This is a genomic window from Paenibacillus mucilaginosus 3016, assembly GCF_000250655.1.
Classification (GTDB): Bacteria; Bacillota; Bacilli; order Paenibacillales; family NBRC-103111; genus Paenibacillus_G; species Paenibacillus_G mucilaginosus.
Map to the genome: position 1 here is coordinate 7,260,873 of NC_016935.1, position 14,012 is coordinate 7,274,884.

The 14,012-nt window shown below is 62.4% G+C and carries 11 protein-coding genes; 1 reads left to right on the forward strand and 10 read right to left on the reverse strand.

From position 1 onward, the window contains the following. Window positions 1-98: 98 nt before the first annotated feature. Complete coding sequence (locus PM3016_RS29935) at window positions 99-878, reverse strand: glycosyltransferase family 2 protein (RefSeq protein ID WP_014371998.1); 780 nt, start codon at window positions 876-878, stop codon at window positions 99-101. Window positions 879-1,199: 321 nt separating this feature from the next. Between PM3016_RS29935 and PM3016_RS29940 the strand changes: the two genes are divergently transcribed. Further along, window positions 1,200-2,576, forward strand: a complete 1,377-nt coding sequence (locus PM3016_RS29940) for a glycosyltransferase (protein WP_014371999.1) — start codon at window positions 1,200-1,202, stop codon at window positions 2,574-2,576. A 143-nt stretch (window positions 2,577-2,719) separates the two neighbouring features. On the opposite strand, the gene PM3016_RS29945 is transcribed toward PM3016_RS29940, so the two are convergent. The 9 genes from PM3016_RS29945 to PM3016_RS29985 all read right to left on the reverse strand — a co-directional run bounded on the left by PM3016_RS29945 (window position 2,720) and on the right by PM3016_RS29985 (window position 13,961). After that, window positions 2,720-3,361, reverse strand: coding sequence for a DUF1796 family putative cysteine peptidase (locus PM3016_RS29945; RefSeq protein ID WP_014372000.1), 642 nt, complete (start codon window positions 3,359-3,361; stop codon window positions 2,720-2,722). Between the two features lie 366 nt (window positions 3,362-3,727). After that, complete coding sequence (locus tag PM3016_RS29950) at window positions 3,728-5,164, reverse strand: glycosyltransferase family 4 protein (RefSeq protein WP_014372001.1); 1,437 nt, start codon at window positions 5,162-5,164, stop codon at window positions 3,728-3,730. 17 nt (window positions 5,165-5,181) lie between these two features. Next, window positions 5,182-6,132, reverse strand: coding sequence for a GDP-mannose 4,6-dehydratase (locus PM3016_RS29955; protein WP_041618516.1), 951 nt, complete (start codon window positions 6,130-6,132; stop codon window positions 5,182-5,184). Window positions 6,133-6,501: 369 nt separating this feature from the next. Continuing rightward, window positions 6,502-6,957, reverse strand: coding sequence for a dTDP-4-dehydrorhamnose 3,5-epimerase family protein (locus PM3016_RS29960; protein ID WP_014372003.1), 456 nt, complete (start codon window positions 6,955-6,957; stop codon window positions 6,502-6,504). Further along, complete coding sequence (gene rfbD / locus PM3016_RS29965; protein WP_014372004.1) at window positions 6,917-7,846, reverse strand: dTDP-4-dehydrorhamnose reductase; 930 nt, start codon at window positions 7,844-7,846, stop codon at window positions 6,917-6,919. The genes PM3016_RS29960 and rfbD overlap by 41 nt, the downstream gene beginning before the upstream one ends. A gap of 13 nt (window positions 7,847-7,859) precedes the next feature. Beyond that, window positions 7,860-8,846 (reverse strand): dTDP-glucose 4,6-dehydratase, encoded by a 987-nt coding sequence (rfbB, locus tag PM3016_RS29970; protein WP_016362955.1) that lies wholly within the window; start codon window positions 8,844-8,846, stop codon window positions 7,860-7,862. Further along, entirely contained in the window at window positions 8,847-9,566 is a 720-nt protein-coding gene (locus PM3016_RS29975; protein ID WP_014372006.1) for a sugar phosphate nucleotidyltransferase, read from the reverse strand. Window positions 9,567-9,951: 385 nt separating this feature from the next. Next, window positions 9,952-12,738, reverse strand: a complete 2,787-nt coding sequence (locus PM3016_RS40960; RefSeq protein WP_041619300.1) for a WIAG-tail domain — start codon at window positions 12,736-12,738, stop codon at window positions 9,952-9,954. Beyond that, window positions 12,735-13,961, reverse strand: a complete 1,227-nt coding sequence (locus PM3016_RS29985) for a hypothetical protein (protein WP_041619301.1) — start codon at window positions 13,959-13,961, stop codon at window positions 12,735-12,737. The genes PM3016_RS40960 and PM3016_RS29985 overlap by 4 nt, the downstream gene beginning before the upstream one ends. Between the last annotated feature and the right edge of the window lie 51 nt (window positions 13,962-14,012).

Sequence of the window (14,012 nt, forward strand, 5' to 3'; positions counted from 1 at the left end):
CAGGCTGCCCGTACTGTACGTGCGGCTTGGGCGGCTTGGGCTGTCCGTGCGGACGGACTCCGGCTGCCCGGTTTTCTCATGCTGCTCACCTCACGTTCTCACCTCACGAATTCGCGCTTGCGGCCGAGGTCGGTCCGAAGCCCGCGTGCCCCGGTCTCCCGGGTCAGCCATTCCACCGCCTCCAGATGATCGCCGATGATCAGATCGCCGACGGGATCCCCGCCCTTCCGGCTTCGGCGGATCGGGTTGAGCCTGCCTACGGAGAGCAGGTGCACGGCCTTGATCCGCAGCCCCCGGGCCGAGGCGATGGCCTGCGCCTTAGGCGGTACCGCCAAGGCCTCCGCCCCGATGGTCTCCAGCGCCTTTCGGCTGATCGCATGGGGCACGGTCGTCATGGAGGCGCCCTCGAGTTCTCCTTTGTTCAACAAAACGTTCAATGCATACTTGGCCAGCACCACGCGGTGAGTCCGTTTGCTCTTGGCAGGTCCCGAATACCGGTTAAGCGCCACATCCACCCCCTGCTGAACCGCTTGAACGTAAGGCCGCAGCTTCGCTGCCGGAATGACCATGTCACCGTCAAGGAAGAGCAGCACGCTCCCCTGGGCCGCCTTGGCGCCAATGCTCCGGCCGACATCATGGCCGAGCGCCTGCTTATAGGAGATCACCCGGGCTCCAAGGCGGGCCGCCGTACGGTCCGAGCCGTCCACTGTGCCGTTGCTCACCACAATCACTTCCGTCTGGGGATGCACCCTGTAGGCCTGCCGGATCACGCGGGCTAACGTTCGGCGTTCGTTCAACACAGGAATGATAACGGACACTTGCGGGCTTACGGGATTTCGATGCGCCGCGTGCCTTCGCAGCCGCCGCCGCTTCTTCATCCACGCTCAACTCCTGTCCCAAGAAATCAGGGCAGCTGTCTCCGGTCGTGCCGGCAGACATCGGCCTCTGTACCGCTCCCCGGCGGACGCCGAGGGATAAGTGTCACTTCTTCATCTTATGTAGTTCTGCCCGTGGAGACAGGGCATTCGTGCCATCTCGGCAAAAAGGGCGCCAGAGCCGCCCCCATCCGGTATCCCTCCGCCCGCACCCATTTCTCTTCCGTTTCGGGACAGCCGTCCATGAGCCGGCCGCAGGAGCTGCATAGGCTGAAGGGAAGATGAAGCACAACAGGCTCCATACGCAGGAAAGGAGGCAGCAGCGTGAAGACACTCCGGAGGCCCCTCCTCCATCAGGACGTGAAGCGTCCGAAACGCACCCGGCGCCGCAAACGCCGGCTTCGCAGGCTCCCGGCCGCGCCCAAAACCCGTTCCACCGTCAGGAAGAACAGCCGCCTGCGCCAGGCGGCTGTCAAGAGACGGCGCGTCAAAAAGCCGGGAAGCCGCCGCTCCCCGGCCAAACCCAGGCTCCTCCGGCGGCCGGCTGTGCGCTCCACCGAAGCCGCAGCTGTCCGCATACCGTATACCGGAGCTCCCGGCATCAATCTCATTGGCTATAACCGCGCCGAAATGGGACTAGGCGAGGGCTGCCGCCTGCTCGCACTGGCTCTGGAGAGCTGCGGCATGCCGTACGGCATCAACAACTTCGAGCGGGGCAACCCTTCCCGCATGGGCGATCTCAGCTGGGCCCACCGCGAACAGGAAGGCCATCCGTACCGTGTGAATCTGTTTCATGTGAACGGGGACAACATGAGGTATGTAAGGGAGGAGTTCGGAGACGCTTTCATGAAAGAGCGCTACAACATCGGCTACTGGGCATGGGAGCTCTCCGAACTTCCTGATTCCTGGCGGGACGGCTTCACGGGCCTGCAGGAGATCTGGACGCCGACCACCTTCGTGCGGGATGTGCTCGCCCGGCATACGGCCCTTCCCGTCCGGGCGATGCCGTACGGCATCCGCATCCCGGGCACCTTCGACCGCGCCGCGCTGCGCGCCCGCTTCGGTCTGCCTCCCGCATCGTTCCTGTTCCTGAGCATGTTCGATGTCTTCAGCACATCGCTGCGCAAGAATCCGTCCGGAGCCATCGAAGCGTTCCGGCGCGCCTTCCCGTCCGGAAGCTCCGGAGCCGCCCTTGTGGTTAAGATCAACAACGCGGAGGCCAAGCCGGAAGAGGTCGAGAAGCTCCGGACCGCCGTCGAAGGGTGCCCGAATATTCTCCTTCTGCCGGAGCGGCTTACGCGCCAGGAGGTATACGGACTTCTTGCCGCGTGCGACAGCTTCGTCTCCCTCCACCGTTCGGAGGGCTTCGGCCTCGTGCTGGCGGAGGCGATGTACCTGGGCAAGCCGGTGATCGCGACGGACTGGTCCGGCAATACCGACTTCATGAACGGGGAGAACAGCATCCCCGTACGCTTCGAGCTGCAGCCGGTCGGCCAGGACGCAGGACCGTATACCTCCGCTCAGGTATGGGCGGAGCCGGACCTGGAGCACGCCGCCGATGGCATGCGCAGGGCTGCGGCGGATCTGCCCTGGAGCACCGCTCTGGGCTGCCGGGGGCAGATGACCATCCGCAGCCGCTTCTCGCCGGAAGCGTCCGGGCTGGCTGTCCGGCAGCGGCTTCAGGAGCTCAGTCTTCTCTGAACGGCGAAGCGGCTCTTGTCCAGCCCCCGGCAACCTGGGCATGGCCGGATGGATTGCCTGCCCGACCGCCCGCACCGGGTATTCCCCAGCCGGCTCCCGTTCCCGGGCGTCGGCTTCCCCCCATCAGGCCGTCCTCCGCCCTTTCAGCGCACGGAAATCCCTTCGAGCAGCCCCCCGAAGAAAGCCCGGTTCCTCTCGGCCTGCGTCTGCGAATACGGTATTTCCACCGTACATACGCCGGGGATGCCCCAGTCCAGCTCCCTCGGAAGCGCAAGGCGCGGATGGTTGTTGATGATGAGCAGATGGGCCGTCTTGCCCGGACCGGTAATCTGCTCGATTACCCCCTTGAGCAGCCGTCCTTCCTCGGGCGTCACTTCGCCCGTACGGATGAACAGCAAGTCCCTCTTTTCCTGAAGGATTCTGTACAGCCTCTCGATTCGCCGCTCCAGCCTCACCCGGAACACCGGATATTCCGGCAGGGACGAGCTTGTATTGAGAAACAACGCAAAATCGTGATACGACTCGATCCCGTTCACCAGGTCCTCGACGACGTAAGTGCCGAGCTTCGGGTCCGGGCAGCGGATGACCAGGTTCGGCAGCTGCATGTAATTCGGAAACCGGTAAAGCAGCAGCTCGGCCACCCTGGTTGTCGAGCGGGATATAACCCAGTCGAGCGGCAGGGTTTCCCGCTTCAGCCCCTTTTTCTCCAGTTCCATGGCCGGCATGCAGTTATTCCCGAGCGAAATGCAGTAATCGTAAGGTCTTCTCAGCTCCGCTAGTCTCATGGTCTCACCCCCTGTCCGTCCCTTGCTCCCAAGGTATGAAAACAACCTTGGGTTGGAAACGGCTGCCACACAGCGGAAGGCGCGCGGCATGAAATTCCGGATCGTCGCCGGCGATGTTCCATCCCGCGTGCTCCTGTTGTGCGGTCCTGTTCATGCACCACGATGCCGGCGGCCTTCAGGTGCTCCAAGGCTTGGACACCTTCCTTGCATGGTTTCCCCGCGGGCCGGGAAGTCTTGACTCTGTGTAAAAATGCTCTCGCTTCCGCAGGGACGACCGGTCGGGGATGGCTTGGTTCCTCTTGGACGGCAAGCCGCATGCTCCGCGGGCGGGAGGCCTGCCGATCGTATGCCGGGCCTCCCCTTCCCCTACAGCAAGCCCAGTTCGCTCAGCCGGGCCCGGATCTGCTCGCCGACGCTCCGGGGCGAAAACTCGCTGCGGATCGTCTGCTGTCCATTCGCCGCAATCCTCGCGCGGTAGCCCGGATGGCTCACCAGCTCGCGCATATACGCCGCCGCATGCCGGGTATCCGGCTCCGCCCAGATTTGACCCGCATCGTACGGTCCCCAGCTCTCGCCCACCGGGACCAGCCGGTAATCGACGGGACAGGCATTGTCCGGCCGCATGAAATCGGTGTTCCCCGACCAATTCGTGCCGATCACCGGCTTGCCGAGGTACATGGCCTCCGCGAGACCGAGTCCGAAGCCTTCGGAGCGGTGCAGGGAAACAAAGCAGTCCACGCTGTTCAGCAGGGAGTTCACTTCGAGACGGGAGAGCACCCGTTCGATCAAATAAATATTGCGGTAGCCTTCCAGCAGCCGATAAAGGGTGTGCAGGTCGTCGATTCCCGAATCTCTCCCCTTCACCTTGAGCACAAGGCCCACATTCCGATCGTCCGGACCGAAGGCCTCCTTGAAGGCCGAGATTACCGCATGCGGATTCTTCCTCCGGGTGCTGCTGTGCACATCGAACATGGACATGAACAGGAACCGGTCCGCCGGCAGCGCGAAGGCAGCCCGGCCCCACTCCGGCTGTACGGGAACATGGATGCCATGCGGGATCCGCATAACCGGAACCGGCGACCGTTTCTTCACGCTCTCCTGCACGAACGCCGTCGGGGTCCATACCTCATCCACATAATCGAAGGCCTGGAGGTCCGCTTCCCTCAGGTCCGGCAGCTCCCAGTGCCAGTAGCCGATATTGTACCTCCCTTTCGTCCGGCCGGATACGAACTGCCATACGGGGCCCATGGAATCGGCATTGACGTGGAAGATATTGGTCCGGTACATCGCGGTGCTTTCCTTATGAATCCAGGACGTGTCTCTGCTTGGGCCGGAAAGAGGATAGTCGATGATGCCGAAGGGAATCCCCGCCGCCTCCATCGCGCCGGCCGCCAGCCTCAGCGACTCGCCGAGTCCGAATTCTCCGCGGGCATAGCCGATAAGTGCGGCTCCCGGCAGCAGCTGCGGCACTTCTTCCGTCGTCTGTGCCGGTGCTTCTGCGGGCGGGTGCTCCTCCTGAACGGCTATCTGTAACGGAGCAGGCTCTATCCGGTGCTTTATCCGGCGCCGGCGCTTTTTCACCCGTTTCCTCAGACGCATCCTCCCCCGCTTGCCTGCGCCCTTTCGGCCCCTGGCATGCAGGCTCCGCTTCCTGCGGCGCTTCTTCCCCTTAGCGGGAGTGCCGGGGAGCTTCTTCTTTTTCCTCCGGGCCGTGCTGCCCTTCCCCCGTTTCAGCTTCCATGACGCGGCTTTTCCCCGCCGCTTTCTCTTCTTCACGGTCTTGACGGCAGTGATCAGCATCATCCTCCCCCTCTCCCTCCTCATGGCTGCGACCGCCAATAGTTCAGCAGATCCTCCAGCGTCCGCTCGAATGGAATTTCGGGCTTCCATCCCGTCTTCCGGTGGAACTTCGTGTAATCGCCGAGGAGAATCTCCACATCCGACGGACGCAGGCGGGCCGGATCCTCTTCAATGCGGATCTGTACGGTGCTGAAGGACAGAAGCTTCTGCAGCACCTCCTCGATCGCACAGCAGGTGCCTGAAGCGATGTTGTAGGTCTCCCCGGCGCCGCCTTTCTCCAGGGCCAGCCAATAAGCGCGCACAACGTCGCGCACGTCGGTGAAGTCCCGCTTTGCCTGCAGGTTGCCGACATGGATGACCGGATCCTTTTTCCCCTTCTCAATATCTGCAATCTGCTTGGCAAGGCTGGAGGTGACGAAGCTCTCTCCCCTGCGCGGGCCCGTATGGTTGAAGGTGCGCGTCATGACCGTGTGCAGACCGCAGCTCCGGTAATACTGGTACCCGAGATAATCCTGGGCCACCTTCGATATGGCGTAGGGGCTGAGCGGACGGATCGGATTCGTCTCTTTGATCGGCACCTCGTCCGGATTCACATGGCCGTATTCCTCGCTGGAGCAGGCGATCTGGATGCGGCAGTCCACCCCGTGGCTGCGGACGGCCTCGAAGAGATGGACCTCTCCCGCCACGTTGTTGCAGATCGTATCGATCGGCGAATTCCAGGAGGCCGGCACGAAGCTCTGGGCGGCGAGATGGAAGATGCGCTCCGGCCTCTCTTCGCGGATCAGCGTATCCACGGAGATCGGGTCGCGCAGCTCGCACTCCACCAGGCGGATCCGGCCGAGGAGATGCCGGATATGATTCATGGGGCTCCGCCCGCGGATCGTCCCGATGACCTCGACCCCCTGCTTCAGCAAATACTCGGCCAGATGGCTCCCGGCAAAACCGGAAATCCCGGTAATCAGCGTTTTTATGGTGCCGCCTCCTCCCTATGCAGATTTGGTCTATGCCCTGCTACAATTGTATGCACCGGGACAAAAGAGCATATGGACACCTACCCCGCCCTCCCCAAAATAAGTTCCTGGGCTAGCGGTCAGGTGCCCCCGCACAACAAAAAAGAGGCGGGGTCCCAAGTTCCCCATCCTCTCTTCTCCTTGCCGACGCGTAGAACTCCTCCAGAACCGCCCTTGCCGCTCCCATCAGGCTGTTCAGCAGACTTAAGGCTGCCCGGCCGGCTCGCGGGCCCGGGTCACATCCGGCTTCTCAATCAACAGCTTCAACAGGAACGTCGGCGGCATGGGCCGTGTCGGCACGTCGCCCCGTCCTATGGCCCGCTCCGCGCCTCAGCGGAATCGGGTCTGCCAGTTGAAACCGATATCCGGGTCGTTGTAAGCCAGCCGGAATTCATCCGGGTCGGCCGGATCATAGGCCTTGTTCGTGAAGTAGACGATCGTCGCCGGCAGATGCCCCAGCACCCGGTAGCCGTGGGCCACGCCCCGCGGGATGAAGAGCAGATACGGACTGAGTTCTCCCATGTAATACACGTCCGTCTGCTTGTAGGTCGGCGAATCCGGCCGCAGATCATGCAGCACCACCTGAGCCTGCCCCGACGGGAAGTACCAGATATCATCCTGCTGCGCGTGGTAGTGGAACGCTTTGATTACTCCCGGATAGCTCAGGGACAAGGAAGCCTGCCCGAAGCCGTTGAAGATTTCGTCGTCCTCCCGCAGCAGCTCCATGAAAAATCCCCGGTCGTCGCTATGCCGGATCAGCGTCTTGGTCAGCACGTTTCGAATCATCCTTGGGCCCCTCCTCTCCGTCCTCATTGTGTTCCAGTCCCCCGCATTTCAGGTCTTCCCGGATGAAAGCCTCCAGCGCGCTTTTCCAGTGGCGCATCCGTCCGAATCCACGCCGGCGCAGGGCCAGATCGGAGAGTCCGGAATGCACAGGCCGTTCCGCCGGGAGAGAGAGCTCCGCCGACTCCACCGCTTCGAGCCTCACGCCCGCAAGGCCGGCGATCTCCAGGATCGCTTCCGCGAACCGCAGACGGCTGCAGAACCCGCGGTTGGACACGTGGTAGACTCCGTATTCCTCAGTTTCGATCAGCTCCGCAATCTGGGCGGCAAGGTCCAGCGTGTAGGTCGGAGAACCGTACTGGTCGGACACCATGCGGAGCGATCCCTGCTCCTTCGCCAGCTGCAGCACCTTCGTGACGAAGTTGGAGCCGGAGAGGCCGTACAGCCAGGAAGTACGCACGATAAAGTGGCGGTCGCACAAAAACTCCGTGAACTTCTCCCCGAGCAGCTTCGAGTTGCCGTAGATGCCGAGCGGTGCCGTCCGGTCCCCTTCCGTATAGGGCTCACCCTTCCGGCCGTCGAACACGTAGTCCGTGCTGACATAGACCATCTTGGCGCCGATGGTATGCGCAGCCCAGGCCACATGGCGCGTGCCGAAGGCATTCACCATATAGGCCGCATCAAGATTCTTCTCCGCCGCGTCGACCCCGGTGAAGGCAGCCGCATGAATCACCGCGTCCGGCCGGTGAAGGGCAAAGGCCTGTTCCACCGCCTTCTCATCGGTGATATTGAGGTCCTGGTGCTTCCAGGCCACGAGCTCATGCCGGGACTCCAGCATCCGGATGAGATCCTGCCCGAGCTGTCCGCCTGCACCGGTAATGCCAATCTTCACCTGCCCCGCCTCCCTATTCTTGTTGTCCCCCTCCGGCCAGGAGAGGCTCCCACCAATCCTGATGCTCCACATACCACTGCACCGTCGTCTTCAGCCCTTCTTCCAGGCTCCGCAGCGGCTGCCATCCGAGCTCCCTGCGGATCTTCAAGGCATCGATCGCATACCGGCGGTCGTGCCCCGGCCGGTCCTCGACATGGCGGATCAGCGACAGGGGCCGGCCCAGCTCCTCCAGAATCAAGCGGACCATGCTCAGATTCGTCCGTTCGTTCCCTCCGCCGATGTTGTAGACTTCCCCCTGCCTTCCCTGCAGAATCACCCGCTCGATCCCCGAGCAGTGATCCTCCACATGGAGCCAGTCACGAACGTAGAGTCCGTCACCGTACACGGGAATGTCCTCTCCCCGAAGCGCCCGGGTAATGATCTTCGGAATCAGCTTCTCCGGGAACTGGTACGGTCCGTAGTTATTCGAGCACCGCGTAATGACGGCAGGAAATCCGTACGTCTCGCAGTATGCCCGCACCAAGAGGTCCGAGCCCGCCTTGCTCGCCGAATAAGGACTGTTCGGGGCCAAAGGCGTCTCTTCCGTGAATGCGCCCGTACTGCCGAGCGTGCCGTAGACCTCGTCCGTCGAGATGTGAACGAACTTCTTGACGCCGGTCCGGCGGGCAGCCTCCAGCAGGTTCTGGGTGCCGAGCACATTCGTACGCACGAACCGCTGCGGATCGAGGATGCTCTGGTCCACATGCGATTCCGCCGCAAAATGAACGACGGTATCGATCTTCTCTTCCTCGAGCAGCCGGAACACCATCGGATCCGCAATGTCCCCCACACTCAGGGCATAACGGGGATCACGGACGACGTCCGCCAGATTCTCCTCGCGTCCCGCATAGGTCAGCAGGTCCAGATTCAGCACCGTATCCTCCGGGTGGCGCTCCAGCCAATACCGGATGAAGTTGCTGCCGATGAAGCCCATGCCTCCGGTTACCATCATTCGTCTCATTTACGATTCACCTTTCATTAACCTGAGTCCCGCCTCCAGCAGGGAGCGCGGGGTGCCCGCATCCGCCCACCAGCCTTCGAGCATGCCGTACTGCAGCAGGCCGGCGGCGGCATAGCGGTTGTTGACGTCCGTAATCTCCAGCTCTCCCCGTGCAGAGCGCGTCACCTGACGGATCTCCCCGAACACGCCGGCATCATACATATAAATTCCCGTTACGCAGTAGGTCGAAGGAGGATTCTCCGGCTTTTCCTCAATGGATACGATCCTCCCGTCCCGGAGGACCGGGACACCGTAGCGGCGGGGGTCGGGCACTTCCTTCAGGAACACCCGCGCTCCTGTCGGCTGTTCCTGAAATTCGCTTACCGCCGCAGCGAGCGAATCCTCGAACAGGTTATCCCCGAGAAGAACCACGAACTTGTCTCCGGGGCGGATAAACCCCTCGGCCAGCGAGACCGCTTCGGCGATGCCGCCGGGCCGTTCCTGAATCCGGTACGTGACCTGAATCTCCCACGGTTCCCCGCTGCCGATATACTGGGTGAACAGACCGGCCGAAGCCTTGCCGGTGATCAGCAGCACCTCCCGGATCCCCGCTTCGGCCATCTTGGCGAGGGCGTAGTGGATCATGGGGTAGCCTCCGACCGGCAGCAGGTGCTTATTCACCAGATCCGTCAGCGGCCGAAGCCGCGTTCCGCTTCCGCCGGCCACAATGACTCCTTTCATCGGCTTGCTCCTTTCCCTGCTACCGGCCGAGTTGGCCTCCTGTGCAGAGTCGTCTGATGCATCATCATTAAAGGATATGCCCGCAGGGCTGCAAGTACATGGACCAATACCACGACACTCCGCAATTTGGCGGATGTCTATGGTCCCGCCTCCGGGCATCGCCTAGAAGGCCGAGCCTGCCAATGGGTCAAGCATAATGCAAAGGCCCGGACGAAAACAATATGCTGCCGACGACCGGAATGCAGCTGAATGCGCGGCTGTCACCGAAACAGCAGAAACAGGCCGCCGGGGCTGAGCCCGGCGGCCTGACAGACGGATCTTGAAGGGGAGCCGGGGGTCTCCCCTATGGGACGGCTCCCGGCCTCCTCCTGGGTCCGGCTGGTCTTTATTCTGCGGAGCGGCCCATCGCAATCCAGTTAACGAAGCCCTGGCACTCCGGCGAGAACCGGCTGCGGACGATCTCCAGGATGGCGCTCTCGCGTCCCTTCGACTTGATGACCGCGTAGCAGTCCTGGTGGCTGGTCGTAGCGACGAGCGAATAGTTCTCATCCAGGAACGGCCGGTCGAACGTTACGCCTACCTCTACCTTGACCACCTCCACCGGCAGCAGGAACAGGCTGAGCCCGAACTGCTGCAGCGGGGCCGTGACCGGAACAACAGGGACTGCTGCAGCCTCCGTTACCGCGATGTGCGTATCTTCCGCTTCCCGGGTTTCAGCTGCCTCCACCACTGGCAGCTGTTCCGATTCAACGCCTAGGTCCGCCTGCTGCGGCTGCTCGATCTCTGGTGCTGCCGCTGCGGACGCCTCCTGTTCTGTGAGGACTCCGGCGGCAGGCTCCACGTTGATCACAGGCTCGCTCTCCGTCAAATGAGCCTCTGCAGAGGCAAGCTCTGTGATGATCCCTTGCGTAACAACCGCATCCGCATCTGCGGCAGGCCCCGCCTCCGGCGCCACAGGCACTTCCTGCACCGCTTCGCTGACCTCTGCCGTAAGACCGGCCGGCTCCATTGAAGCTGGTTCCATTGAAGCTGGTTCCAATGAAGCTTCCGGAGCAGCCGTATCGGTACCGGGCGTCTCCCTGGCTTCCGGAGCATCCGCTGCACCGGCCGGTTCCGCCGCCGGAGCTGCGGATGCAGCTGCATGGGCGCTGAGGAGAGCCTGCAGCGAGGGCTCCAGATGCAGCAGCGAGATGCTTCCCGGCAGCAGGTGATACCCCGATACCGATTCCTGTTTGATGTGCAGACCATCGATGGAATCATCGGCGATGTGCTTGCCGGTAACGGAGGCGGGCGCAAGCTTCTCCCCCGTAACCGAATCGGCACCCAGCTTCTCCGTGGTTACCGACTCCGATGCCAGCTTCTCGGCGGTAATGGACTTCGAAGCGAGCTTATCGCCGGTGACCGCGCCGGACGCCAGCTTCTCCGCCGTCACCGACCTTACCCCGAGCTTCTCCGCCGTCACCGATTTGGACGCCAGCTTTTCCGTCGTCACCGCTTCCGCCGCCAGTCTCTCCGCCGTCACGGACCCCGGGGCGAGTTTCTCCGCCGTCACCGTCTCCGATGCCAGCTTCTCCGCCGTCACCGACTCTGCCGCCAGCTTCTCTGCCGTTACGGATTCCGCCCCGAGCTTCTCTGCCGTCACCGACTCCGAGGCCAGCTTCTCCGCCGTCACCGACTCCGAGGCCAGCTTCTCCGTCGTTACCGACTCATCGGCCAGCTTCTCCGCCGTCACCGACTCCGCTCCCAGCTTCTCCGCCGTCACCGACTCGGCCGCCAGCTTCTCTGCCGTCACCGACTCCGACGCCAGCTTCTCCGCCGTCACCGACTCCGCTCCAAGCTTCACTCTTGTTACCGACTCGGCCGCCAGCTTCTCCGCCGTCACCGAGTCCGCCGCCAGCTTCTCCGCCGTCACCGACTCCGCCGCCAGCTTCTGCGCCGTCACCGACTCCGCTCCCAGCTTCTCCGCCGTCACCGCGTTCGCTGCAAGCTTCTCTGCGGAGACCGCCGCGATCGCCAGCTGTTCGCCGCCAACGGCTCCAGGCGCCATATGGGTCCCCGTGATCGTAACAGGCGCTATCCGGCTGCCTTCCACCGCACCCTCAGCCAGGTGCTGGGTCCGCACGGCACCGGTTGTCAGATGCAGAGAGGTGACCGCCCCTTCTGCGAGCTTCTCCCCCGATACCGACGCATTCTCAAGCTTGTCGCGGGTGACCGCCCCTGTGGCCAGCTGCTGGGATTTCACAGCCGATTTGGCCAGATGGCTGCTGCCGACCGCTCCGGGGGACAGGTGCTCAGACTGCACCGCTTCCCGGGCCAGCTTCTCCGAAGTGACGCTGACATGAGCCAGCTTGGCGGAAGTTACCGCCAGGTTCGTCAGTTTGTCGGTCGATACGGATTCCACCGAGAGCTTCGAGGTCGTTACACTTTGGTTGCCGAGATGCATGGATTGCACGATATTTTCCATCAGATGCTGGGACTGTACGGCTCCGGGCGCCAGATGGATGGCCGTGACCGAACGTTCCTGCAGCTTATCGACGGTGACACTGCGGTCTTGAAGATGCTCGGTGCCTACAGCCGCCGGCCCCAGGTGAACGGTCTGCACGGCCTTCGGTTCCAGGTGAACGGAAAGCACCGTTCCGGCCGCCAGATGCCCGGAATGCACGGACTTGGGTGCAAGCTTCAGGGAAGTCACGGCCCCATTCGCCAGCTTCTCCATCGTCACTGAGCCGTCCGACAGCTGAGAGCTGCCGATGCTGCCGGATACAATCTTCTCTGCGGATACGGAGTGAGGGGCCAGGTGGCTTCCATCGATGCCTCCGGCCTGCACATGCCTGCCTTCAACGCTGGATTCGGACAGGTGAATGCTCTGAATCACATTCTTGGCCAGCTTCCCGGAGGTGACCGAGCCATCCTTGATCTGCTCCGACTGCACCGCTTCATCCGCCAGATGGAACGATTCGATCTGCTTCGATGCAATGTTGGTGCCGCGGACACTGCCGGGGGCCAAGTGGTCGTGCACGATGGAATTAAGCTTGAGATGCTCGGAAGCGATGCTCCATGGCGCCAGCTTCTCCTCGGTCACCGCCCCCTGGCCGAGCTTCTCCGATGAGACCGCGCCGTCCGCGAGCTGGGATGTGCCGACACTGGCGGGGGCAATCTTCTCCCCAGTCACGGCATGGGGGGTAGGTGCCGGCCCTCGATGCCTCCGGCCTGCACATGCTTGCCTTCGACAATCGATTCACTCAGATGCGTACCTTGCACTGCGTGTTTGGCCAGCTTGCCGGAGGTTACCGAACCGTCCCTGAGATGGAGGGACTGTACGGCCTCCTCTGCCAAGTGATTGGATTCAATCTGTTTTGATCCGATATTCAGAGCGCGGACACTGCCGGGGGCCAGATGATCATGACTGATGGTGTTCGGCTTGAGATGACCGGAGGCGACGCTCCAGTGTCCCAGCTTCTCCTCGGTCACCGCCCCGTCCGCCAGCTTCTCGGTCGTGATCTCTCCGTCAACGATCTTCGATGCCGTAACCGCTCCGTCGCGCAGCTTCTCGGTACTGACCGCCCCGTCCGCCAGCTTCGCCGTATTCACGCTTCCGTTGGCGAGCTGCGAAGCCTGGATCGCGCCGCTCCTGATTTTGTCCGAGGTGATCGACTGGTGCTGGATCATCTCGCCCGAAATCGCCTCGTCCGCGAGATGCTTAGCGTGGATCGAGCCGTCGGCGATCTTCATCGCGTCGATCGACTTATCCGCCAGCTTCTCCGAACTGATGCTGTTGTCGAGCAGCTTATCCCCCGAGATGGAGCGGTCGCGTACTTTCTCCGAGGTGACGGCGCCGGACGCAAGGATATCCTCGGTGACCGAACGGGGGGCGAGCTTCTGTACGGTAACGGATCGGTCGGCCAGCTTCGCACTGTCCACCGCGTAATCCGCCAGATTCTCACGGCTTACTCCCCCGCGCCGGATCCGGGTGCTGTCCACTGCATAGCGGGCAATCTTTTCGGTAGTGACGGATTCTTCCCCCAGATCGTCGGTATACACCGTCGCACCTTGGAATGTCTTCTTGATCTCCGGCTGAGGTGCCGGTGTATGGGGCTGGGGTGCGGGTGTGTAGGGCTTTGACAAAGACTCTGCGGCAGGCGGCCTTGATATCGTGTAGCGCTTCAAGGAAGGGGCGGCCTTCGGAAGTACGTCCCACTCCTCTTCCTCCGTTAGAGGGTCCGGCTCTATCAACGTCTCTTCAGGGGGGTGGATCTGGGAGACGGAAGCTTCTTCCCGGATCACCTGCTTGCCCGGCTTTTCATCCAGCCAGCTTAGTTCGTTGATATAAGAAGCGATACGCTGCTTCCGGGGTTTTGACTTACTACCGGCAGGGCGGCGGCTGTCCTTTTTCATGAGGGTCCTCCTAATGTGAATTCATCGATGCCTATCTGATGAAAGGGCATT

Excerpts from the sequence above, each read along its gene's own strand:
- PM3016_RS29935 (WP_014371998.1), bottom strand. The coding sequence starts at position 878 with ATGAAGAAGCGGCGGCGGCTGCGAAGGCACGCGGCGCATCGAAATCCC.
- PM3016_RS29945 (WP_014372000.1), bottom strand. The coding sequence starts at position 3,361 with ATGAGACTAGCGGAGCTGAGAAGACCTTACGATTACTGCATTTCGCTC.
- PM3016_RS29950 (WP_014372001.1), bottom strand. The coding sequence starts at position 5,164 with ATGATGCTGATCACTGCCGTCAAGACCGTGAAGAAGAGAAAGCGGCGG.
- PM3016_RS29960 (WP_014372003.1), bottom strand. The coding sequence starts at position 6,957 with ATGATTCGAAACGTGCTGACCAAGACGCTGATCCGGCATAGCGACGAC.
- rfbB (WP_016362955.1), bottom strand. The coding sequence starts at position 8,846 with ATGAGACGAATGATGGTAACCGGAGGCATGGGCTTCATCGGCAGCAAC.
- PM3016_RS29975 (WP_014372006.1), bottom strand. The coding sequence starts at position 9,566 with ATGAAAGGAGTCATTGTGGCCGGCGGAAGCGGAACGCGGCTTCGGCCG.
- PM3016_RS29985 (WP_041619301.1), bottom strand. The coding sequence starts at position 13,961 with ATGAAAAAGGACAGCCGCCGCCCTGCCGGTAGTAAGTCAAAACCCCGG.